The sequence below is a fragment of the Aliirhizobium cellulosilyticum genome (genome assembly GCF_014198105.1).
Taxonomy (GTDB): domain Bacteria; phylum Pseudomonadota; class Alphaproteobacteria; order Rhizobiales; family Rhizobiaceae; genus Neorhizobium; species Neorhizobium cellulosilyticum.
In genome coordinates this window covers 21,506-45,335 of record NZ_JACIGW010000009.1, presented here as the reverse complement: position 1 = coordinate 45,335, position 23,830 = coordinate 21,506, and the positions used below count along the sequence as shown (strand labels likewise).

Below are 23,830 nucleotides of genomic sequence, written 5' to 3'. Positions count from 1 at the left end.
CTCTACCAAGTTGATAGGGATAAGGTAGCATCAGTCATCACCCGGAGAATGGTGGCTTTAAGAAAAGCTGGAGGAAGATCATGCGACACTCGACTGTTCAGACACGATCGCTTTCCCATCGCCACTCGCTGTTCGACAGCTGGCAATCTGCCACGCATCTGGCAATCGCCGTTGCGGCTTTTGTCTTCGTCGGTGCCGTGACGCTCGGTATTTTCTGAGCCTTAAATGCGGTAATGCCGCGTTCTGTCATGCTCGGGCTTGTCCCGAGCATCTGCTACGTTGAATTGGTGGAAACGTGATTAGATCCTCGCGACAAACCCGAGGATGACGAGCGGGAGAGATCGTCGATAACGTCTCCTCCCGTAAAGAAATCCTATTTCGACGCCAGATAAGTCTCGGCAAGCTCAACCCAGAGATTGACGCCGATCGGTAGTGCATCGTCGTTGAAGTTGAAGCGCGGATGATGCAGCGAAGGGTCGTTGTCGGTCTTCGCGGTGCCGAGGAAAAAGTAGCTGCCGGGACGCTCAGCCAGCATATAGGCAAAGTCCTCGGCGCCCATCATCGGGCGTTCGATCTCGGCGACATTCTCTGCTCCGACGACCTTTTTTGCCAGGTCGCGAACGAAATCGGTTTCCGCTGTGTGATTGATAGTCGCTTCGTACCCCCGCTCGTAATGGACCGTGGCGGTCATGCCATAGCTTGCGGCCTGGCCTTCGGCGATGGCGCGGATGCGCTCTTCCAGCTTGTTGCGCACACCCGGATCGAAGGAGCGGATGGTGATGACCATTTCCGAGCGTTCGGGAATGACATTGCTGGCGATGCCAGCGTTGAATGCGCCGACCGTGACGACAGCCGGATCGAGCGGATGGATGTTGCGCGAGACGATCGTCTGCAGCGCCATGATGATGCTGGCGCCAGCAACGATCGGATCGGATGCCGCCTGCGGTTCGGCGCCGTGACCGCCATGGCCGTTGACGATGATGCGGGCTTCATCGACCGCCGCCATCAGTGGGCCGTCCTTGACGAAGACCTTGCCGAAGGGCATGGCCGGATCATTGTGCATGCCGAAGACGGCGTCGCAGGGGAATTTATCGAACAGGCCTTCGTCAATCATGATCCTGGCGCCACCAAAGTTTTCCTCCGCCGGCTGGAAGATCAGATGGATCGTGCCGTCGAAATTCTTTCGCTCGGCAAGGATTTTTGCCGCTCCCAACAGCATGGCGGTGTGTCCGTCGTGGCCGCAGGCATGCATCACACCCTTGTTCTTGCTGGCATATTCGAGGCCGGTCTCTTCGGTGATCGGCAGGGCGTCGATATCGGCGCGAATGCCGACGGAACGCGAACTGTCGCCGTTTTTAAGCGTTGCGACGATGCCGGTCTTCGCCAGCCCGCGCGTGACCTCGTAGCCGTACTCCTCAAGCTTCCCGGCAATGAAATCCGAGGTCTTGAATTCTGAAAGGCCGATTTCCGGATTTTCATGCAGATGCCGGCGGATGGCGATCACGTCGGTCATGTCGTTTGAAAATCGCAGCGTCATCTGTCAGGCCTTTCTGGCTTTCGCAAAGAGAAGGCGCGGGTATAGACCATTGGCCGCTATGCGCCAATCGAGTGGCTCAAGCTTTAAAGTTTTCTTCCTGAATCAATCGTTTGAATCCGTTCAGCCTTTATTCAGGCTGCCAAGGTTAATTGGATAGATTGTGTCAATCCGAGCTGTGGCTGGCGATAATTGGTGTCTTTGATTTGCAATATTCAAGCCGGCCTCTATCTCCCTTCGCGCGGATTGCACCGGAACTTGGCGCCATTTCCCAGATGGCGACGTGATCTTCCGGCGTAGGCCCAAGAAATTTGGCCGATAAACCCCGATCTTTCATTCAGAAGCGTGTCCATGTCCCTTGATACTCCGAAGCCCGGCTCCTCGCGCGAAACAGACGTCAAGCAGATCGATCACAATGATTCGATCCGTGCGAGCTATCTGACGATAGACGACCTGAGAGACTGCGGCGTAAGGCTCGGCCGCGGCGAGGGGGAAGATCTTCCCGGCCTCATGTCCTTCGAGTTCTTCCAGCAGCATTCCGACAACGAGAAGGAAATCCTTCGCGTCTATCGCGCTGCGGCTCTCGACGTGGACGCCGGTGCCTCGATCACGCCGGCGGCCGAATGGCTGCTCGACAACTATTACATCGTCGAAGAGGCGATCCAGGAAGTCCGCCGCGATTTTCCTAAAAAGTTCTTCAAGCAACTGCCGACCCGCGTCGTCCAGGGACAGAAGATGCCGCGCGTTCTGGCGCTCGCATGGCTTTACGTGGCGCATACCCATTCGGGCGTGAACCGCGAGACGCTGGCCGCCATGGTCGAGGGTTTCCAGGAAAACGAACCGCTCGAAATCGGCGAACTTTGGGCGCTGCCGTCCTTCATCCGCTTCGTGCTGATCGAGAACCTGCGCCGTATCGCCACCCGCGTCGACCGTTCGCGCAACATGCGCAAGCGCGCCAATGACGTGGCCGACGAGATCATCCGCCTGAACGACGAGACCGAAAGCGCCAAGGTGCTGGCCGGTGTTGCGGATCTGGTGCGCGACAACACGTTTGCAGCTCAGTTCCTCTATAGAATGCGCAATGCCTCTCAGTCGACGACGTTCGCCACGCAGTGGATTGAACAGCGCCTTGCCGAGGTCGGCACGGATGTCGAGACCGTCACGCAGTCGGAGCAGAGCCGTCTGTCTTCCGGCAATGTGACGATGGGCAATATCATCAAGAGCCTGCGTCTCATCATCGATACGGAATGGAGCGTCTGGTTCGAGGACGTCTCGCAGATCGACAAGCTGTTTCGCGAGCATACCGATTACGAAGCGCTCGATTTCGGTTCGCGCAACGCCTATCGCAACCGCATCGAAAAGCTCGCGCGCCTTTCCAAGCGCAGCGAAGCCGAAGTCACCCAGGCCGCTATCAAGCTTTCGCAGGAAGCGGCCGAAAAAGACCCGGATGTACGCGAGACCAATGTAGGCGCATTCATCGTCGGCCGTCACCGCAAGGAACTGGAGGCAGCCGTCAATTATCACCCGCCGATCCTGCAGCGGGCCGTGCGCGCCTATCGCAAGCTGAACTGGCTCGCGATTGCCGCTCCGGTGATCCTGCTGACCGTGCTTGCCCTGGCGATCACAGGCCATTTCCTGGTTCAGGCCGCGATCCCGCTGATCGTCGTTTTCTTCCTGCTCCTGATGTTTGCGCTTCCTGCTTCGGAAGGCGCGACCGGCCTGTTCAACACGGTCGTCACCTATTTCGTTAAACCGGCGCGGCTTGTCGGTTACGAATTCAAGGAAGGCATTCCGGAAGAGGCAAAGACGCTCGTCGTCGTGCCGTGCCTGATTACCGACCGCGATACGGTCGATGAACTGGTGCGCAATCTCGAGGTTCATTATCTCGCCAACGCGCAGGGCGAGATCTATTTCTCGCTGCTGTCCGACTGGCGCGACAGCAAGGTTGAGCAGACCGAAGCCGATCTAGAAATCCTCGATTATGCCAAGCGCGAAATCGTGGCGCTCAACGCGCGTTACAAGGACGAGGTGGCAAGCGACCGGTTCTTCCTTCTCCATCGTCGTCGCCTGTTCAATCCGAACGAAGGCGTATGGATGGGCTGGGAGCGCAAGCGCGGAAAGCTGCATGAGCTGAACCTGCTTCTGCGCGGCGACCGCGATACGACCTATCTCCAGGGCGCCAACACGGTTCCGGCAAACATCCAGTATGTGATGACGCTCGATGCCGATACCCGCCTCATCCGCGATGCGGCGACCAAGCTCGTCGGCAAGATGCACCACCCCATCAACCGCCCGGTTCTCGATCCTGAAACCAACCAGGTGGTCAAGGGCTACGGCCTGATGCAGCCGCGCGTCACGCCGTCGCTGACGACCGGCACGGAAGCCTCGGTCTTCCAGCGCGTCTTCTCGGTCGGCCGCGGTCTCGACCCTTACGTCTTCGCCGTCTCCGACGTCTATCAGGACCTGACCGCTGAAGGTTCGTTCACCGGCAAGGGCCTCTATCACGTCGATGCCTTCGAGGCATCGCTGAAGGGCCGTATCGAAGAAAACGCGGTTCTCTCCCACGACCTTCTCGAAGGGTCTTTCGCGCGTTGCGCTCTTGTCACCGATGTCGAGCTGGTCGAGGATTTCCCGACCCGTTACGAAGTCGAAGTTTCGCGCCAGCATCGCTGGGCACGCGGCGACTGGCAGCTCATCCCTTACATCATCGACGCCAAGCGTGGTGTGACCGCGCTCGGTCGTTGGAAGATGCTCGATAACCTGCGCCGGTCGCTCACTCCGATCGCATGGTTCTTCGCCTCCGTGCTCGGCTGGTATTGCATGGACCCGCTTGGCGCGCTGATCTGGCAGATTTTGCTGATCTTCTCGCTGTTCGTCGCTCCGACGATCTCGCTTCTGACCAATCTTTTGCCGCGTTCGAGCGACAACGTCGCCAAGGCGCATTTCTATTCTGTCTGGTCCGACGTCCGCTCGACCAATGCTCAGGTGGCGCTCCGGATCGTCTTCATTGCCGATTCTGCCTGCATCATGACGGACGCGATCGGCCGTTCGCTCTATCGCCTGTTCGTTTCCCGCAAGCTGATGCTGGAATGGAAGACGGCTGCGTCTATCCAGTCGAATGCGCAGGGCAGCCCGACCGATTATTACCGGTCGATGTGGCATGCGCCGGCAATTGCCGTGCTCAGCATCATTCTTGCCGCCATCCCGGGCGACAATGCCTTCCTCGTCGGCATTCCGTTTGCAATCCTGTGGATCTTCTCGCCGCTCGTTGCCTGGTATGTCAGCCAGTCGGCCGAGACGGAAGACAAGCTGTTCGTGCCGGAAAACGTGTCGGTCGAGCTGCGCAAGATCGCGCGCCGCACCTGGCGTTATTTCGAAATGTTCGTGACGCCGGAACACAGCTATCTGCCGCCGGACAACTATCAGGAAAAGCCGAATCCGTCGGTCGCCAAGCGCACCTCGCCGACCAATATCGGCGTCTATCTCCTGTCGACCATTTCGGCGCGTCACTTCGGCTGGATCAGCTTTGCCGAGACGATCGAACGGCTTGAGCAGACGCTTGCGACCGTCGAAAAGGCCGACAAGTTCCGCGGCCACATGTATAACTGGTATCATATCGACACGATGAAGCCGCTGATGCCGCGCTACGTGTCGTCGGTCGACAGCGGTAACTTCGCCGGTCACCTGATTGCGATTTCGTCTGCCTGCCGCATCTGGGCAGAAGCGCCGTCGGCGCATCTGCAGGGCAATCTCGATGGTCTGGGTGATGTCGCCGGCATTCTCGGTGAAACGCTGAAGGCGCTTCCCGACGATCGCAAGACCGTGCGTCCGCTGCGTCGCCGTCTCGAAGAGCGGATCAACGGCTTTGCCAATGCGCTTGCCGCCGTCAAGCGCGAGCACGAGTTCGCCTCGATCCGCATCATCAACCTGTCGGTGCTGGCGCGCGAGATCCAGAAGCTTTCGCACAATCTCGACCACGAAGTTCGCTCCAGCCAGAGCGAGGAAGTGACCAAGTGGGCCGCCTCGCTGGTAACCGCCTGCGAAGCGCATATTGCCGACAGTACCTTCGATAACGCCAATGTCGAAGAGCTGCGCGATCGCCTCGCGTCGCTTAGTGTCCGTGCCCGCAAGATCGCCTTTGCGATGGACTTCAAGTTCCTGTTCCGCAAGGATCGTCGTCTTCTGTCGATCGGTTACCGGGTCGAGAGCAACGAAGTCGACGAAGCCTGCTATGACCTGCTCGCGTCCGAGGCTCGCCTCACCAGCCTGTTCGGCATCGCCAAGGGCGACCTGCCGAACGAGCACTGGTACAAGCTCGGCCGCCATGTCGTGCCGATCGGTGCGCGCGGTGCGCTGGTGTCCTGGTCGGGTTCGATGTTCGAATACCTGATGCCGCCGCTCGTCATGCAGGAGCGTCAGGGCGGTATCCTCAACCAGACCAACAACCTGATCGTCAAGGAACAGATGAACCATGGCCGCCGCCTCGGCACGCCGTGGGGCATTTCGGAAGCCGCGTTCAACGCGCTCGACCATCAGATGCACTACCAGTACACCAATTTCGGTGTGCCGACGCTGGGTCTGAAGCGTGGTCTCGGCCAGAACGCCGTCATCGCGCCTTACGCGTCGATCCTTGCCAGCCAGTACGACCCGACGGCAGCGGTCGAAAACCTTGCCGAACTGCGCGAACTCGGTGCGCTCGGCATTTACGGTTTCCACGATGCGGTCGACTTCACACCGACCCGTGTGCCGGAAGGCAAGCGCTGCGCTGTCGTCTACAACTACTATGCCCACCACCATGGCATGTCGATTGCTGCTGTTGCCAACGTCGTCATGAACGGCTTGCTGCGCGAGCTCTTCCACGCCGATCCGGTGATCGAGGCGGCCGAACTGCTGCTGCAGGAAAAGGCGCCGCGCGACATTCCGGTGATGAGCGCCAAGCACGAGGAAAAGCCGGGTACCGGCGGCGGCGAGTTGCTTCGTCCGGAAATTCGCACGATCACCAGCCCGGCCACCAAGGACCGCGAACTGGTGCTGCTCTCCAACGGTCATTACTCGCTAATGATGACGGCGACCGGTTCGGGTTACTCCCGCTGGAACGGCCTCTCCGTTTCGCGCTGGAGACCAGATCCGACGGAAGATCGCTGGGGTCAGTTCATCTTCCTACGCGATACGGCGACCAATGACTGGTGGTCGACCACGACCGAACCGCGTCGTGCGGAAGGCGAGCAGTCGAAGGCTGTGTTCGGCGACGAAAAGGCCGAGTTCCACAAGACGGTCGGCGACCTGACCAGCACGGTCGAGGTCATCGTCGGCACCGAGCACGATGCCGAAGGCCGTCGCGTGACGCTGCTCAATATGGGCACCGAAGACCGTTTCATCGAAGTCACCTCCTATATGGAGCCGGTGATTGCGGGTGATGACGGCGATAACGGCCACCCGGTCTTCTCGCGCATGTTTATCAATACCGAAATCGGCAAGCGCGGCGACGTGATCCGCGCATGGCGCAACAAGCGCGATCACAGCGAACCGGACATGCTGGTTGCGCATCTCGCCGCCGACCACGCCGGAACGGACCGCCCGACCGAATACGAAACCGACCGCCGCAAATTCCTCGGCCGTGGCCGCACGCTGTCGGAGGCTGCTGCCTTCGATCCGGGCGCGTCGCTGTCGAATACCGACGGCTTCACGCTCGATCCGATCCTATCGCTGCGCCGCAGCGTGCGGGTTCCGGCCGGCAAGAAGGTCAGCGTCGTCTTCTGGACGATCGCAGCACCGAAACGCGAAGATCTCGACAAGGCGATTGAACATTATCGCCACGCCGAAAGCTTCCAGAGCGAACTGACCCAGGCCTGGACGCGTACGCAGATGCAGATGCGCCATCTCGGCGTCACCTCGCAGGATGCGGCCGTCTTCCAGCATCTGGCCCGTTATCTCGTCTATCCCGACATGCAGCTTCGCGCCGACCAGCAGACGCTGCAGGCAGGCATGCAGAAGCAGTCGGGCCTCTGGCCGTCCTCGGTTTCGGGCGACCTTCCGATATTCACGCTGCGGATCAATGACGAGGCGGACATGCCGGTCGCCAAGGAAGCCATCCTGGCGCAGCAATATCTGCGTTCGCGCGGCGTAGTCTCCGATCTCGTGATCTTCAACGAGCGCGGGGCCGACGATGCACAGGACATGCAGCAGTCGATCGAGCAGATGGCGACCCGCATGGGCCAGGAAGGCGGACGCACGCATGTGTTCACGCTGCGCCGCGATCTTCTGGAAGGCGCGGGCGCTGATGGCCTGATCGCCGCTTCCCGCGTCGTCCTGCATGCCCGTAACGGCCAATTCGGGGATCAGCTCAACCGTACGAGCACGATCTTTGCGCCTTCGACGGAACAGCAGATCGATGCCGATCGTCGTCCGCTTCTGAACGGCGAGATCTTTGCCGCTCCCGAAGTCCTGCCGAAGGAGCCTACGGATCTCGAATTCTGGAACGGCATCGGCGGCTTCTCGGAAGAGGGCAACGAATATGTGGTCCGCCTCAACGGTGGCCAGTCGACGCCGCATCCGTGGATCAACGTCATCTCCAACGATACGTTCGGCTTCCACGTTTCGGCCGAAGGTGCAGGCTTCTCCTGGGCGGAAAACTCCCGTGACTACCAGCTGACGCCTTGGACCAATGATCTCGTTATCAACCGTCCGGGTGAAGGTTTCTACGTATCCGATACGGAAACGAACAAGGTTTATACGCCGTTCGCTGCGCTCTCGCGTCGCCCGGAAGTCCTGTTCGAAGCCCGCCACGGCCTCGGTTATTCGGTCTTCTCGTCCGAAGAGGACGGCCTGAAGCTGGAACTGACCCAGACCGTCGACCGGACGCGTCATGCCAAGTTCTCGCATATCAAGCTGAAGAACTCCGGCTCGGAAACGAAGAAGCTGAAGCTTTACGGTTATGTCGAATGGCTGCTCGGTGCGAACACGGCAAAGACTGTTCCCTTCATCCTGCCTTCGCGGGACGAGGCGACGGGCACGCTGTTTGCCAACAACGCGTTCAGCATCAATTTCAGCCGCTTTGCCTTCCTCGGCATGAGCGAGATGCCGACCGGCTTCACGGCAAGCCGTCGCGAATTCGTCGGCCGCTTCGGCTCGGTTCAGATGCCGGCTGCGGTGGCGGGTGTGTCCTCACTCAGCGGTTCGCTCGATCTCGATGGCGATCCGTGTGCGGCGCTCGCCTATGACGTGGAGCTTGCTCCGGGTCAGGAAACGGAAGTCACCTTCTTCCTCGGTGATGCCGCAACGAAGGAGGAGGCAGTTGCGCTTTCCGCCGAGCTCAAGACCGTCAGGTTCGACGGTGCGCTGGCAGAGAACCGTGGCTTCTGGAACGAGTTCACCGGTCGTCTGAAAATCTCGACGCCGGACAAGTCGCTCGACAACATGGTCAACCACTGGCTGCCCTATCAGGCGCTCGGTTGCCGCATCATGGCCCGTACCGCCTTCTATCAGGCATCGGGTGCATTCGGCTTCCGCGACCAGTTGCAGGATACGCTGGCCTTCCTCGTGCACGAGCCGTCGCTTGCCCGCCGGCAGATCATCAATGCGGCGTCGCGCCAGTTCAAGGAAGGCGACGTGATGCACTGGTGGCTGCCGCATAACGGCTCCGGCGTGCGCACGACGATCTCCGACGACGTGGTGTGGCTCGCCTATGCGATCAACCAGTATGTCTCGGTCACCGGCGACCAGACCATTCTGGAAGAGCAGTTGCCGTTCCTCTCCGGTCCGATCCTCGAAAAGACGAAGCACGATGCCTTCATCCAGCCCGAGGTGACGAACGAGATCGCCGACCTCTACGAACATGCGGCGCGTGCGCTCGATCTTGCTATCGACCGTACCGGCGACATGGGCCTGCCCTTGATGCTCGGCGGCGACTGGAACGACGGCATGAACCGTGTCGGCGTTGCAGGCCGCGGCATGAGTGTCTGGCTCGGCTGGTTCCTGGCGGCTGCCCTGCGTGACTTCATTCCTTACGCCGAAGCGCGCAAGGACAAGAAGCGCGTTGATCGCTGGAAGAAGCATATCGACACGCTGAAGGATGCGCTCGAAACCGACGGCTGGGACGGCGACTATTATCGTCGCGGCTATTTCGATGACGGCACGCCGCTCGGTTCTGCCAAGAGCGACGAATGCCGCATCGACAGCCTCGGCCAATCGTGGAGCGTACTTTCCGGCGAAGGCCGGGTGGACCGGCGTGACCAGGCGATGGATGCGGTGATGAAACAGCTGGTGGACGAAGAGGCGGGCATCATCCGCCTGTTCACCCCGCCGTTCGAAAAGACCCGGCAGGATCCCGGCTATATCAAGGCCTATCCGCCCGGTGTCCGCGAAAACGGCGGTCAGTACACGCATGCAGCCATCTGGGTCGTGCTGGCGCTGGCGCAGATGAAACGTGGTGACGATGCCTGGAAATGCTTCCAGATCCTCAACCCCATCAACCACGCGCTCAATCGCGATGCGGCCGAAACATATCGGGTCGAACCTTACGTCGTTGCCGCCGATGTCTATGGCGCCGGCGACTATCAGAGCCGAGGTGGCTGGACCTGGTATACGGGTTCCGCCGGCTGGCTCTATCGCGCGGCGATCGAGGGCATTCTCGGCATCAAGCGCAACGGCGATCGTCTGACCGTCGATCCGTCGCTGCCGACCGGCTGGGATGGTTTCGAGGCCGAACTGACGATTGAGGGCAAGGCCCACAAGATCAAGGTCGAAGGCGGCAATGTTACCGTCGACGGCAATTCTGCCGGCAAGGATGGCGGGTTTCTGCTGTCGTCCAAATAGGCCGCAAAGCCAGACAACTGCGTGACGTGACAATCGAATGAGATGGCATCGCCCCGGAAACCGGAATGGTTTTCGGGGCGATGCTTTTCTACGTCGGCATAAGGCAGTCTCCATCGAAAAGAAGCGCAGCACAGGTGACCGCAACGGGAGATTCCGTCACGGTCGGCTCATTGGGGAGGCGGGCAGTGCGATAATGGGTGGATATTGGTGTCAGGCATTCTGCCCGCCCGATCGTGAAGCGTTCCGGAAGGTTGACGGGTGAGGAGCATCCCGTTTTTCCGTTCCGGTGAAGGACTTTGCCCTGACGGCATGCCCTTCCGCTTAACGACCATCATCGTGCGCCGGATCTTTCGTCCGTAGGCGTCCGGTTCGCGACCCGGCCCCCTGCTTGATGACGTGATCAGGTTAAGCGGTTGGCCGGGTGTGGGGATGATCGTCGGCGATGATTTTCGCCAGGTGATTGATTGGCAATGATGTTTTTTGCGGGGAGGGCGGATTTCGTCCCCACCGCGGCAAGCCCGCGTAAGAACCGCTGCCTCTTTCGTCATGCTCAGGCGTGTCCCTAGGATGACGCCACGCAAAAGGCTTATCCCACAAACATAAAAGCCCGGCGTCTTATGGAGCGCCGGGCCGTATAGTAATCTATCCAAAAAACTGCATCACGCCGGGTTCGGCGTCGCCTCCGGTTTCTTGTCCTTCTTCGACGCGTCATCATCCTCGCTGTCGTCCAGCAAGCCGCTGGTTCGCAGGAGCGAGGCGAAGCGGCCGCCGAGGCGGCTCAGCTCGTCATAACTTCCCACTTCGGCGACACGACCGCCATCGAGGAAGATGACGGTGTTGGCGTCACGGACAGTCGACAGGCGGTGGGCGATGATGAAGGTGGTGCGGTCCTGCCGGAGCTTGTCGATCGCTACCTTCACCCGGGCTTCGGTTTCGACGTCGAGCGCACTGGTCGCCTCGTCGAGAACGAGGATCGGGGCATTTTTCAGGATTGCGCGAGCGATTGCGATACGCTGGCGTTCGCCACCGGACAGCTTGTTGCCGCGTTCGCCGACCGCAGTCTCATAACCATTGAGGCGGTCTTCGATGAATTCGGTCGCGGCCGCGGCTTCCGCAGCTTTGATGATATCGGCTTCCGTGGCACCCTCGCGGCCGAGGCGGATATTGTCGCTGATCGAGCGGTTCAGAAGGCCGGCATCCTGGAAGACGGTGGCGATCTGCTGGCGCAGCGATTTGCGGGTGACGGTCGAGATATCGATCCCGTCGATCAGGATCTTGCCCTGTTGTGGATCGTAAACTCGCTGGAGAAGGTTGATGAGGGTTGTCTTGCCGGCACCCGTCGGCCCGACGATCGCAACAGTCTGACCGGCCTTGGCGGTAAACGAGATGTTGTGAACGCCCTGTTTGGTGTTGGCGAAACCGAAGCTCACATCGCGGAATTCGACCTCGCCGCTGACATCGCGCAACTCGCCGGCATTGGCGGGCTCGGTGCGGTCATCGACGGAATCTTCGAGCGCGAAGAAATCTTCGAGCTTGGCGCGGGCCTCGAAAATCTGGGTGGCGAACTGGCGCAGCAGGTCGAGGCGGGCGATCAGAAGGTTGGCGAAACCGATAAATGCGACCACATCACCGACGCGGATCTCGCCGCGCTGGACGAGCGTGGTGCCGATGACGAGGATAACGCCCATGGAGACGGTCGAGGCCGTGCGGTTGAGGCCGCCTGCCAGCGCCCACCAGTCGAGAACCGGATACTGGGCTTTCAGCAGGTCCTTGGTATAGACCTTGAGGGCCTGGGTTTCAGCCTCGATACGGTTGTAGCTATGCAGGACCGAGACGTTGCTGATCGAATCGCTGACATGCGAGAACACCTGGTGATAGTGGCTTTCCACGGAGGCCTGGCCTTCCTTGGTTCGCTTCATCACCGCAACGCCGATCACCCAGTAGAAGACGGCGAGGCAGAGCAGTACGAGGCTGAGGCGCCAGTCCATGGAGATTGCGGTCGGGATCAGGAAGAGGATCGCCACAGCGGTTGCGAGATGCGTGCGCATGAATTCGAGCCAGAGACCGAAAAGGCTTTCGGCGGCGCGAAGCAGCGTGTGAAGGGCGTTGGAAGTGCCGCGCTGGTGATGCCAGGAGAGCGGCATCGAGATGATCCGCCCGAAGGCCTCTGTCAGCAGCGATGCACGCCGGCCGTGTGCAAGCCGGTCAGCCTCACGGGCCACGAGTACGTATGCTACCGTATTGAAGAAGCCGAAAGCTGCCCATAGGATCAGGACATTGGTCACTGCACCGCCGGAGGATATCGCATCGATGATCCAGCCGAACAGGATCGGCTCTGCGATGGTGATCACGGCCAGCACGATGTTGGCGATGACGATTGCCGTCACGCGCCACTTGTTCTTGCCCAGGTATCCAAGTGCCCGCCCATAAACCTGAAATAGTGTCAACCGTCTAACCTCTTCAGTCACTTTCACCCTAATGTGGGTCACAGAGCTTTATGGACAATACAAGGCGATTCCAAGCCATTATCGTAGGCGAGATTGTGTCGCTATGGTGTGTCGTGTAGAAAAATAGGAATGCACGTATTTGTGGTGTTTATCGATTCAGCGATGCTAGATTTGGCGGCCCGGTTTCAATCAATCCTAACCGTCTGTGTAAACTATCTCGGCAATTGTAGCTTATGTAATTCGGCATGCCCGGTTCGGGCTCGGGGGCGGTATTGAATATTACCATGATTGTCCAGTTCCTGGTGTTGCTTGGGGAAGCAAAGACGCCGGAACAGGTTACCGCCGAGCTGGAAAGCCTGGTCGGTAGCTATGGGTTTGATTTTTACAGTCTTCTCATCCAGCCCCTGCCGCAGCTCAATCTGCAGAGATCAATCCTTGCCGCCGAATGGCCGGCAAACTGGACGGAACTCTATACCCAACGGAAATATTCGCTGATCGATCCGACGCTTCGATGGCTGCGCCTGGCTCAACGGCCGTTCCGCTGGAAGGATGCGCTTTTGACGTTGAAGGCCGATCCGCATCGTCAACGAATGAAGAGGATGCTTCAGGAGGCCGCGCGGCACGGGCTGCACGACGGATATCTGTTTCCGGTTCATGGCCGCAACGGACTTGTCGGCAGTTTCGCGGTTGGGGGTAACCCGGTCGACCTCTCGCCGGCCGAAATCAGCCTGTTCGATGCGGCTGCCAAAGCGGTTTTCTGGAAGTTGCTTGAGCTTCGCCACAAGGCGGATATCTTCGAGAATGCGCCTTTGAGCGATGTACAATTGACGCGGCGTGAAATGGAAATCACACTTCTATTGGCCAACGGGCTTACCTCTAACGAGATAGCAAAGGAGCTGGATATTTCCAGCCATACAGTCGATTGGTACATCAACGGGCTGCACGAAAAGCTCGGTGCTAACAACCGGCAGCATTTGATTGCGCTGGCGTTTCGCCTGGCGCTGATCGCCTGAGGCAATCTGTGCAACTTGAGGTGCCATTTTCGGCCAACTTTATACTTGCGTAATTTCAGGGATATTGATCTCTTGCGGTGCAACAAACTCAAATTGCCGTGGGGAGAGCGCTTTGCAGATAAAGAAGATCCTTGTTGCCAACCGATCCGAGATCGCAATCCGCGTTTTCCGCGCTGCCAACGAGCTCGGGATTAAGACGGTCGCGATCTGGGCGGAGGAAGACAAACTTTCGCTGCACCGGTTCAAGGCGGACGAGAGCTATCAGGTCGGCCGCGGCCCGCATCTTGCCAAGGATCTCGGGCCGATCGAGAGCTATCTCTCGATCCCGGAAGTGATCCGGGTCGCTAAACTTTCCGGCGCCGACGCGATCCATCCCGGCTACGGGCTCCTGTCGGAAAGCCCGGAATTCGTCGATGCATGCGATGAGGCTGGCATCATCTTTATTGGTCCGCGGCCCGATACGATGCGGCAGCTCGGTAACAAGGTGGCGGCCCGCAATCTGGCCATTTCCGTCGGCGTGCCGGTCGTGCCGGCAACCGATCCACTGCCGGACGACGCTGCAGAAGTGGCGCGGATGGCCGAGGAAATCGGTTATCCCATAATGCTGAAGGCTTCCTGGGGCGGCGGCGGTCGTGGTATGCGCGCCATCCGCGACCCCAAGGACCTGGCCAAGGAAGTCGTCGAGGCCAAGCGCGAGGCGAAGGCGGCTTTCGGCAAGGACGAGGTCTATCTGGAGAAGCTGGTCGAACGTGCCCGTCACGTCGAAAGTCAGGTGCTGGGCGATACGCACGGCAATGTCGTGCACCTGTTCGAGCGCGATTGTTCCATCCAGCGACGTAACCAGAAGGTGGTGGAGCGCGCGCCGGCTCCTTATCTTTCCGAGGCGCAGCGTGCTGAGCTTGCCGGCTATTCGCTGAAGATCGCCAAGGCAACGAATTATGTCGGCGCCGGCACGGTCGAGTATCTGATGGATGCCGAGACCGGCAAGTTCTACTTCATCGAAGTGAACCCGCGCATTCAGGTCGAACATACGGTGACGGAAGTCGTGACCGGTATCGATATCGTCAAGGCGCAGATCCACATTCTGGAAGGCTTTGCAATCGGTACGCCGGAATCGGGCGTGCCTGCCCAGGAGAATATCCGGCTCAACGGCCACGCCCTTCAGTGCCGCATCACCACGGAAGATCCGGAACAGAACTTCATCCCGGACTACGGGCGTATCACCGCTTATCGTTCGGCTGCCGGCTTCGGTATCCGGCTGGATGGCGGTACGGCCTATACGGGTGCGATCATCACCCGTTATTACGATCCGCTGCTGGTCAAGGTGACGGCCTCGGGATCGACGCCGCAAGAAGCGATCAGCCGCATGGATCGCGCGTTGCGCGAATTCCGTATTCGTGGTGTGGCTACAAACCTGACCTTCCTCGAAGCGATCATCGGGCACCCGAAATTCCGCGACAACACCTATACGACGCGGTTTATCGATACGACGCCGGAACTGTTCGAACAGGTGAAGCGCGCCGACCGTGCGACGAAGCTTCTGACATATCTCGCCGACGTGACCGTCAACGGCCATCCGGAGACGAAGGGGCGGCCGACGCCATCGGACAAAATCTCGAAGCCCGTCCTGCCGTTCATCGAAGGGGCGATCCCGGCCGGTACCAAGCAGAAACTCGATGAGCTGGGGCCGAAGAAGTTTGCCGAATGGATTCGCGGCGAAGGCAGGGCGCTGATCACCGACACGACGATGCGTGATGGCCACCAGTCGCTGCTCGCGACCCGCATGCGTACCCACGACATTGCCAGCATTGCCGGTGTCTATGCACGGGCGTTGCCGAACCTCTTCTCGCTGGAGTGCTGGGGCGGTGCGACGTTCGACGTTTCGATGCGCTTCCTCACCGAAGATCCGTGGGAGCGGCTGGCGCTGATCCGCGAGGCGGCTCCGAACATCCTTCTGCAGATGCTTCTGCGCGGGGCAAACGGCGTCGGCTACAAGAATTATCCCGACAATGTCGTCAAATATTTCGTCCGTCAGGCGGCGAAGGGCAGTTCAGAAAACGGCGGCATCGATCTGTTCCGCGTGTTCGACTGCCTGAACTGGGTCGACAACATGCGAGTGTCGATGGATGCGGTGAACGAGGAAGGCAAGCTGTGCGAGGCTGCGATCTGCTATACCGGCGATCTCGGCAATTCGGCGCGGCCGAAATACGACCTCAAATATTATGTCGGGCTGGCGCAGGAACTGGAAAAGGCCGGTGCGCATATCATTGCCGTCAAGGACATGGCCGGGCTTCTGAAGCCGGCCGCGGCCAAGGTTCTGTTCAAGGCGCTGCGTGACGCGACATCGCTGCCGATCCATTTCCATACGCATGACACATCGGGCATTTCGGCAGCCACAGTGCTTGCGGCCGTCGACGCCGGCGTCGATGTGGTCGATGCGGCTATGGATGCGTTTTCCGGCAATACATCGCAGCCATGTCTCGGTTCGATCGTCGAGGCTCTTTCGGGCTCCGAGCGCGATCCGGGTCTCGATCCGGAATGGATCAGAAAAATCTCGTTCTACTGGGAAGCGGTGCGCAACCAGTATGCGGCCTTCGAAAGCGATCTCAAGGGGCCGGCATCGGAAGTCTATCTGCATGAGATGCCGGGTGGTCAGTTCACCAACCTGAAGGAACAGGCCCGTTCGCTGGGGCTGGATACCAAGTGGCACAAGGTCGCCCAGACCTATGCCGACGTGAACCAGATGTTCGGCGATATCGTCAAGGTGACGCCGTCTTCGAAGGTCGTCGGCGACATGGCGCTGATGATGGTGTCCCAGGACCTGACGGTGGCCGATGTCGAGAACCCGGACAAGGATATCGCCTTCCCGGAATCGGTCGTTTCGATGCTGAAGGGCGATCTGGGCCAGCCTCCGGGCGGATGGCCGGAAGGTATCCAGAAGAAGGCGCTGAAGGGCGAAAAGCCCTATACGGCGGTGCCCGGTTCGCTGCTGCCGCCGGCCGATCTTGCCAAGGAGCGCAAGGACATCGAGGAGAAGCTTGGCCGTAAGGTCGATGACTTCGAGTTCGCTTCTTATCTCATGTATCCGAAGGTGTTCACTGATTTCGCACTGGCGTCGGAAACCTATGGCCCGGTCTCCGTGCTGCCGACGCCCACCTATTTTTACGGTTTGGCAGACGGCGAGGAAATGTTTGCCGATATCGAGCGGGGCAAGACGCTGGTTATCGTCAACCAGGCAATCAGCGCTGCAGATGCGCAGGGCATGGTGACAGTGTTCTTCGAACTCAACGGCCAGCCGCGCCGCATCAAGGTGCCGGACCGCAATCGTGCCGCCTCCGGTACCGTCCGCCGCAAGGCGGAAGCCGGCAATGCAGCGCATCTGGGCGCACCGATGCCGGGTGTCGTCTCGACGGTTTTCGTCTCTTCCGGCCAGACGGTGCAGGCGGGCGATGTGCTGTTGTCGATCGAGGCAATGAAGATGGAGACCGCGCTGCATGCCGAAAAGGACGGCGTGATCACGGAAGTTCTCGTCAAGGCCGGCGATCAGATCGACGCCAAGGATCTGCTGGTGGTCTACGCCGCCTGAACAGGGTTTGCGCATGAATGATAGAAGGCGGCTCGCCATGCGGGCCGCCTTTTTGCGTTGTGACATATTTCGTGTTTTTGCACGATATTGCGTATTTATGCCGAATCGTGCATGGTTACGGCATGGATCAATTTGTCAGTGAAAGACAGGCGCGCATCCTTGCCGAACTTCGCACCAAGGGGCGTGTTGCGGCGCAGGATCTCGCGCAGGCGTTCGGTGTTTCAGAGGATACGGTTCGGCGCGACCTCAGGGAAATGGCGGGACGGGGCGAATGCGAACGGGTCTATGGCGGGGCGCTGCTGCCGGGCGGCACGACGGTTCCGCTGAAAACGCGCATCTCAGAGCAGCCGGATCGCAAGGTGATGCTGGGGCAAAAGGTGGTGGAACTGCTTGAAGAAGGCAGTGTCGTCTTCTTCGACGCGGGGTCGACCAATCTTGCTGTTGCCCGCAGCCTGCCTGAAAATTTTCGCCTGACCGCCGTCACCAATACGCCGGCAATTGCTGCAGAACTCTCCGGTCGACCCGGCGTCGAACTGATCATGATCGGCGGCAGGGTGGATCCGGCTGTCGGGGCTGCGCTCGATGCGACTGCCATCCGGCAGTTGGAAATGATCCGGCCGGATCTTTGCATTCTCGGCGCCTGCGGCCTGACGCTGGAAGACGGGCTGGCCGCGGATATTTTTGAAGACGCTGCCTTCAAGCGTATGGCCTGTGCTGCCAGCAGACGCAGCCTCGCCGCCATCACCTCGGACAAGCTGGGCTTGAAGGCCGCGTTTCATGTGCATGCGCTTCAGGCCCCCTTGTCGCTGGTGTTCGAGGCCGATGCCGACGAGGCGCTGGTGGAAAAGATAAGTCTTCAGGGTGTCGAGGCACATCGATGCGGTGCGGCCGCCTCAATCAACGAAAAAAATGCATCAAGAGGAAATACCCCATGAGCCAATCCGAGATCGAGAAGGCCGGCCGGCCGCTTGGATCCTATCTGACCAGGGAGCGGGCCGGTGTCGCGCTTCTTTTCCTGATGAACGGTTTCATGATCGGTTCCTGGGCGCCGAAAATTCCGGAATTCGCCTCGCGCCTTGGCCTCAGCGAAAAAGAGCTGGGACTGATGATCCTCGTCTTCGGCGTTGGTTCGATCGTGATGATGCCGATCGCCGGAAGCCAGATCGCCCGGTTCGGGTCGAGCACGGTTTCAAAATTCGCTGCGGTGCTTCTGACACCCATGCTGCTGCTTCTTTCTGTAACCGGGGAAGTCTGGAGCGGGGTGGTGGCAATCTTCCTGTTCGGCGGCCTGATCGGTGCGATGGACGTGGCGATGAATGCCAATGCGGTGGCGACCGAAAAGCATATGCGCCGGGCGATCATGTCGTCCTGCCACGCTTTCTGGAGCCTCGGCGGCCTGCTTGGCGCATCGAGCGGCGGTTTTCTGATCCAGAAGCTCGGGGTTTTCAGCCATTCTATTATCGTCACGCTGATTGCGGCGCTGATGGTCGTCCTCTGCTGGAGGATTGTGCTGCATGACGCGCCACATCCTGATGAAGTCAAGGACGAGACACGCAGCCGGTTGCCGCGTTCGCCGCTGCCCTGGCTGATCGGCGTGATCGCGCTGTTCTGCATGATCCCGGAAGGCGCCATCCTCGATTGGGGCGCGCTTTACATGCGCAACGAGCTTGGCGCGTCCGTCGCCCTTTCCGGTTTCGCCTTTGCCGGTTTCTCCTGCACCATGGCGATCATGCGGTTTGCCGGCGACCTTATCCGCGACCGTCTGGGTGCCGTCATGACGCTTCGGATCTGCGGCACGATCGCGATCTGCGGGCTGGCGATCATCGGGCTTGCGCCAAATACGACCGTTGCGATCGCCGGCTTTGCGCTGGCCGGCATAGGCATCTCCAACATGGTGCCGATCGTGTTTTCCGCTGCCGGCAACCTGCCGGGCATGGCTGCCGGTGTCGGATTGTCGGTCGTCACGACGATGGGTTATTCCGGCATTCTGCTTGCGCCGTCGGTGATCGGCTTTGTCGCCGAACATACCGGGCTGGCGTCGATCTTCCTTGCGTTGTCGGGTTTCCTCGTCGTCGTGCTGGCGGTCTCCCGGCTCGCCCGGCATGCGGATGGAGCGCATCATTGAGGCCGATGCCGCAAAACTGACACGGCTCGGTGGTTGACAAGCGGCAATGCATACGCCACCTGAATTGCAACTCTGCTTGTAGGCACCGAGACCCGACCATGACATCACCCATAGACTTCGATCCGAAACCGCGCCGTCAAACCGTTGCGGTCGATGTGGGCGGGGTGATCGTGGGTGGCGGTGCGCCGGTCGTCGTGCAGTCGATGACCAATACGGATACGGCCGATATCGATGCGACGGTGGCGCAGGTCGCAGCGCTCTACAAAGCCGGTTCGGAAATCGTGCGCATCACCGTTGATCGCGACGAAAGTGCTGCTGCCGTGCCCAAGGTGCGCGAGCGCCTTCTGCGGCTCGGCATGGATGTGCCGCTTGTCGGCGATTTCCACTATATCGGCCACAAGCTGCTCTCCGATCACCCGGCCTGTGCCGAAGCGCTGGCAAAGTATCGCATCAATCCGGGCAATGTCGGCTTCAAGGACAAGAAGGACAAGCAGTTCGGCGACATTATCGAAATGGCGATCCGCCATGACAAGCCGGTGCGTATCGGCGTCAACTGGGGTTCGCTCGATCAGGACCTCCTGACGACGCTGATGGACCGCAATGCGGAAGCCGGTTCGCCGCTTTCGGCCCGTCAGGTCATGCATGAGGCAATCGTGCAGTCGGCGCTTATCTCGGCCGAGCTTGCCGAATCGATCGGCCTGCCGCGCAACCGCATCATCTTGTCGGCCAAGGTCAGCCAAGTGCAGGACCTGATCGCCTGTTATTCCATGCTGGCCGAGCGCTCCAACCACGCGCTGCATCTTGGTCTCACTGAAGCGGGCATGGGCTCGAAGGGCATCGTCGCCTCTTCGGCGGCCATGGGCTATGTGCTGCAGCACGGGATCGGCGACACGATCCGCGTTTCGCTGACGCCGGAGCCGAATGGCGACCGGACGAAGGAAGTGCAGGTGGCCCAGGAAATCCTGCAGGTCATGGGCTTCCGCCAGTTCATTCCGGTCGTCGCCGCGTGTCCGGGTTGCGGTCGTACGACTTCGACCGTGTTCCAGGAACTGGCCCAGAACATTCAGGCGGATATCCGCAAGAACATGCCGATCTGGCGCGAGAAATATCCGGGTGTCGAAGCGCTCAACGTCGCCGTCATGGGCTGCATCGTCAATGGTCCGGGCGAGAGCAAGCATGCCGATATCGGCATCTCGCTGCCGGGTACGGGCGAAACGCCATCCGCGCCCGTCTTCATAGACGGCAAGAAGGCGATGACGCTGAAGGGCCCGAACATTGCCGGCGATTTCGAGAAGCTCGTCACCGACTATATCGAAAACCGTTTCGGCCAGAACCGCTCGGCTGCCGAATAGTCATTCCGCCTCGGCCAATGCTTTCGCAAGCATGGCCTGGGCAGACCAGCGCACGACCTTTTCCCCCCTGTCGATATCCATGGCGCAGACGTCGCGCAGCACGATGATCGCTTCGATGCCTGTCAGTAGCGACAGGCCGGCGAGCAGGGTCTCGTAAGCCGGTTTCGACAGCTTTTCCTCGATCGGCTGCAGCGCTTCCGACAGCCAGGGAAGGCGGCGGCCCGTGCGCGGGATCTGGTCGTCGGTGACCGACGCTGCCAGAAATGCGCGAAACACGCTTTCGTTTTCGGCGACCATCCGGAAAATCCGGCCGACCATCTCGTCCAGCCGCTGCTCGACCGTGCCGTTGTTCGAAACCTCGTCGGAAAGCTGAACCTGCTCCGCCACCGCATCCAGTGCGGCCTCGCGCAAAATGTCGTCCGGCTTGGAGAAGTATCGATAGGCCGTGGCGCGGGAAATACCGGATGCATCGGCCACATCCGCGACCGAAAACGACATTCCATCCTCGATCATTTTTCGTGCTGTCTTCAGCAATTCGGCGCGCGTTCTCTTCTTCTGGTTGATCCGTCCGGAGCCTGTTTCGCGCAATACTTGACCTGTCATCATATTTCCTTTATGAGAAACTTGTCTCATTAAGAGGCGATCGTATCACAAATACAAGAGAGGACAAGACGACATGACCGCCAAGGTCAATCCCAACGACACCGCACCGATGACGGTGCATTTTCTCGGCAATCTGCTGACCTTCCATATTCGAAGTGCCGTGACGAATGACAAATTCACCCTGATCGAGAACCGCACAGCGCCCGGACAAGGCGCGCCGATGCACCGGCAGGCGGATGACGAGGCCTTCTATGTTCTGGAGGGTGAATACGAGTTCCTGCTCGACGGTATCTGGCACAGGAAGGGAGCTGGCGAGGCGCTTCATATCGCGCCCGGCACCGTGCATGCTTTCAGAAACCCCGGAAAAACCGATGCGCGGATGCTGATCATCAACTTGCCCGGCAGCCTGCATGAGGCTTTCTTTGTCGATGTCGGCGACAGGGTCGAATTCGGACAGACGGTATTCCCGCCGATAACGCCGCCGGATATTCCGGCCATCGTTGCCAGCGGATTGCACAACCGTATCGAAATCCTTCCTCCTGCCGCATGATGGAATTTGCAGTCATGTGATCTCCCCGTCAGTGGCCAATGATGGGGAGAAAGCAGCCTTTTCCTCGTTTTGCCGCATTTCGTGGTAAGGAAGTGCGACCACCTAGGACGGGAAACGATTCGAATGCTCAAGAAATTTGCCATTGTCGCGCTGGCCGCGACCTTCCTTTCTGCCTGCACCACGACCGATCCGTATACGGGCGAGCAGAAGGTTTCCAACACTGCGGGCGGCGCCGCAATCGGTGCCGGTATCGGCGCACTCGGCGGTCTCGTCATCGGCGGCGGCAACAAGGGCCGCAATGCCTTGATCGGTGCCGCAATCGGCGGTCTCGCCGGTGGCGCGATCGGCAATTACATGGACCGCCAGGAAGCCGAACTGCGCCAGCAGTTGCAGGGTACCGGCGTCTCCGTGACGCGCCAGGGTGACCGCATCATCCTCAATATGCCGTCGAACATCACGTTCGCAACCGACCAGGACCAGGTCATCCCGCCGTTCTACGATACGCTGAATTCTGTTGCGATCGTGCTCAACAAGTTCGGCAAGACCTATATCGACGTCAACGGTCATACGGACTCGACCGGCAGCCTGCAGCATAACCAGGCGCTTTCCGAGCGCCGCGCGGCATCGGTCGCAAACTATCTCGGCGGTCGCGGTGTCGACCAGCGTCGTATCTCGACCATGGGCTTCGGTCAGTCGCAGCCGGTCGCTTCCAACGCAACGCCGGACGGCCGCGCGCAGAACCGCCGCGTCGAAGTGGCGATCGCTCCGATCCAGCAGTAAAAACAAACCCACCGTCGGCTTGTTCAGGCCGGCGGTGGGTTTATCTCTGTGAAGTCGGTTGTTTGCCGGCTTAGCTCTGGCGATTGGCGACGAAGCGCGCCGCCTGCTGCAGGACTTCTGCCTTTTCGCCATAGGGCGCGAGCAGATCGACAGCTTCCACCGTTAGCGCATTCAGCGTCTTTTCCGCCCAATCCATCCCGTGCAATCCGACCAGCGTGCCCTTGCCGCGTCCGGCATCCTTGCCGGCTGCCTTGCCGAGCGTTGCCGCATCGGAGGTGACGTCGAGCAGGTCGTCGGCGAGCTGGAAGGCAAGGCCGATCTTTTCGCCGAAGAGCCGGAGCCGCTTGCGGTCGTCATCGGATGCGCCGGCAATGACCGGCCCCGCCTCGCAGGCAAACCGCAGCAATGCGCCGGTCTTCATTGCCTGCAGGGTGCGGATGCCGGCTTCATCGGGGGCCTTCTTTTCCGCCGCCAGATCGAGCGCTTGTCCGCCTGCCATGCCGCCGACACCGGCAGCACGGGCAAGTGCAGAGATCAGCTGCACCTTGCGGTCAGCAGGAAGCCGGGTTTCCTGCGCCGAAATGATATCGAAAGCGTAGGTCAGCAGGCTGTCGCCGGCGAGGATCGCAACGGCCTCATCGAAGGCCTTGTGGACCGTCGGCTGGCCGCGGCGCAGGTCGTCATCGTCCATGGCCGGCAAATCGTCATGGATGAGCGAATAACAGTGCAGGCATTCGAGTGCCGCACCGATGCGCAGTGCCGTCTCGCGATCTCCGCCGAACAGGGCGGCACTTTCGAGAACGAGGAAGGGTCGCAACCGCTTGCCGCCGTTCAGCGTTCCGTGGCGCATGGCGGCGGTCAGGTTTTCCGGCCGGGCGATCTCGTCTTCCAGCGCCTGCGATGACAGAAGGCGCATCAGCAGTGTTTCCGTCTCGACGGCGCTCTGCTTCAGTCGGGTCTCGAAAAGGGGCTGATCGGCGGGCTTCGTGTTCATGGCCGCTGTGTTGCATGCCGCCACAGCGCTGG

General features: G+C 60.1%; 13 protein-coding genes. 9 read left to right on the top strand and 4 right to left on the bottom strand.

Features of this window, described 5'->3' with window-relative positions:
* The first annotated feature begins 80 nt into the window (after positions 1-80).
* Positions 81-218 (top strand): hypothetical protein, encoded by a 138-nt coding sequence (locus GGE33_RS24375; RefSeq protein WP_183829234.1) that lies wholly within the window; start codon positions 81-83, stop codon positions 216-218.
* Positions 219-373: 155 nt separating this feature from the next.
* Here GGE33_RS24375 and GGE33_RS24370 read toward each other — a convergent pair whose 3' ends face one another.
* The gene (locus GGE33_RS24370; RefSeq protein WP_246436448.1) at positions 374-1,537 is read right to left on the bottom strand and encodes a M20 aminoacylase family protein; all 1,164 of its coding nucleotides are present in this window, start codon (positions 1,535-1,537) and stop codon (positions 374-376) included.
* 348 nt (positions 1,538-1,885) lie between these two features.
* Between GGE33_RS24370 and GGE33_RS24365 the strand changes: the two genes are divergently transcribed.
* Complete coding sequence (locus GGE33_RS24365) at positions 1,886-10,348, top strand: glycoside hydrolase family 94 protein (protein ID WP_183829231.1); 8,463 nt, start codon at positions 1,886-1,888, stop codon at positions 10,346-10,348.
* 659 nt (positions 10,349-11,007) lie between these two features.
* Here the strand turns inward: GGE33_RS24365 and GGE33_RS24360 are convergent.
* Entirely contained in the window at positions 11,008-12,795 is a 1,788-nt protein-coding gene (locus tag GGE33_RS24360; RefSeq protein WP_183829228.1) for a glucan ABC transporter ATP-binding protein/ permease, read from the bottom strand.
* Positions 12,796-13,067: 272 nt separating this feature from the next.
* Here GGE33_RS24360 and GGE33_RS24355 point away from each other — a divergent pair, with 272 nt between their 5' ends.
* The 5 genes from GGE33_RS24355 to ispG all read left to right on the top strand — a co-directional run bounded on the left by GGE33_RS24355 (position 13,068) and on the right by ispG (position 20,871).
* On the top strand, positions 13,068-13,808 hold the full coding sequence (locus GGE33_RS24355; protein ID WP_183829225.1) for a LuxR family transcriptional regulator: 741 nt from the start codon (positions 13,068-13,070) through the stop codon (positions 13,806-13,808).
* Positions 13,809-13,920: 112 nt separating this feature from the next.
* Positions 13,921-17,394 (top strand): pyruvate carboxylase, encoded by a 3,474-nt coding sequence (gene pyc / locus GGE33_RS24350; RefSeq protein WP_183829222.1) that lies wholly within the window; start codon positions 13,921-13,923, stop codon positions 17,392-17,394.
* Between the two features lie 122 nt (positions 17,395-17,516).
* A complete protein-coding gene (locus tag GGE33_RS24345; protein ID WP_183829220.1) occupies positions 17,517-18,329 on the top strand; it encodes a DeoR/GlpR family DNA-binding transcription regulator in 813 nt (270 codons plus the stop codon).
* Positions 18,326-19,519: an MFS transporter gene (locus GGE33_RS24340; protein WP_183829217.1), complete on the top strand. Its 1,194-nt coding sequence runs from the start codon at positions 18,326-18,328 to the stop codon at positions 19,517-19,519. Before GGE33_RS24345 ends, GGE33_RS24340 begins: the two co-directional genes overlap by 4 nt.
* A 98-nt stretch (positions 19,520-19,617) precedes the next feature.
* Positions 19,618-20,871 carry a flavodoxin-dependent (E)-4-hydroxy-3-methylbut-2-enyl-diphosphate synthase gene (gene ispG, locus GGE33_RS24335; protein ID WP_183829214.1) on the top strand — a complete coding sequence of 418 codons (1,254 nt, stop codon included), beginning with the start codon at positions 19,618-19,620 and terminating at the stop codon, positions 20,869-20,871.
* Here ispG and GGE33_RS24330 read toward each other — a convergent pair whose 3' ends face one another.
* A complete protein-coding gene (locus tag GGE33_RS24330; protein WP_183829211.1) occupies positions 20,872-21,474 on the bottom strand; it encodes a TetR/AcrR family transcriptional regulator in 603 nt (200 codons plus the stop codon). It lies immediately after the preceding gene.
* A 73-nt stretch (positions 21,475-21,547) separates the two neighbouring features.
* Here GGE33_RS24330 and GGE33_RS24325 point away from each other — a divergent pair, with 73 nt between their 5' ends.
* Positions 21,548-22,024 carry a cupin domain-containing protein gene (locus GGE33_RS24325; protein WP_183829208.1) on the top strand — a complete coding sequence of 159 codons (477 nt, stop codon included), beginning with the start codon at positions 21,548-21,550 and terminating at the stop codon, positions 22,022-22,024.
* Positions 22,025-22,147: 123 nt separating this feature from the next.
* Positions 22,148-22,804, top strand: a complete 657-nt coding sequence (locus GGE33_RS24320) for a YiaD family glycine zipper/OmpA-like lipoprotein (RefSeq protein WP_183829205.1) — start codon at positions 22,148-22,150, stop codon at positions 22,802-22,804.
* Between the two features lie 70 nt (positions 22,805-22,874).
* Here the strand turns inward: GGE33_RS24320 and GGE33_RS24315 are convergent, their stop codons facing one another.
* Positions 22,875-23,798, bottom strand: a complete 924-nt coding sequence (locus tag GGE33_RS24315; RefSeq protein ID WP_183829202.1) for a polyprenyl synthetase family protein — start codon at positions 23,796-23,798, stop codon at positions 22,875-22,877.
* Positions 23,799-23,830 lie beyond the last annotated feature (32 nt).

What these genes read in the sequence shown, in the direction of transcription:
- GGE33_RS24375 (WP_183829234.1), top strand. Translation starts at nt 81, where the DNA reads ATGCGACACTCGACTGTTCAGACACGATCGCTTTCCCATCGCCACTCG.
- GGE33_RS24370 (WP_246436448.1), bottom strand. Translation starts at nt 1,537, where the DNA reads ATGACGCTGCGATTTTCAAACGACATGACCGACGTGATCGCCATCCGC.
- GGE33_RS24365 (WP_183829231.1), top strand. Translation starts at nt 1,886, where the DNA reads ATGTCCCTTGATACTCCGAAGCCCGGCTCCTCGCGCGAAACAGACGTC.
- GGE33_RS24345 (WP_183829220.1), top strand. Translation starts at nt 17,517, where the DNA reads ATGGATCAATTTGTCAGTGAAAGACAGGCGCGCATCCTTGCCGAACTT.
- GGE33_RS24340 (WP_183829217.1), top strand. Translation starts at nt 18,326, where the DNA reads ATGAGCCAATCCGAGATCGAGAAGGCCGGCCGGCCGCTTGGATCCTAT.
- ispG (WP_183829214.1), top strand. Translation starts at nt 19,618, where the DNA reads ATGACATCACCCATAGACTTCGATCCGAAACCGCGCCGTCAAACCGTT.
- GGE33_RS24330 (WP_183829211.1), bottom strand. Translation starts at nt 21,474, where the DNA reads ATGACAGGTCAAGTATTGCGCGAAACAGGCTCCGGACGGATCAACCAG.
- GGE33_RS24325 (WP_183829208.1), top strand. Translation starts at nt 21,548, where the DNA reads ATGACCGCCAAGGTCAATCCCAACGACACCGCACCGATGACGGTGCAT.
- GGE33_RS24320 (WP_183829205.1), top strand. Translation starts at nt 22,148, where the DNA reads ATGCTCAAGAAATTTGCCATTGTCGCGCTGGCCGCGACCTTCCTTTCT.
- GGE33_RS24315 (WP_183829202.1), bottom strand. Translation starts at nt 23,798, where the DNA reads ATGAACACGAAGCCCGCCGATCAGCCCCTTTTCGAGACCCGACTGAAG.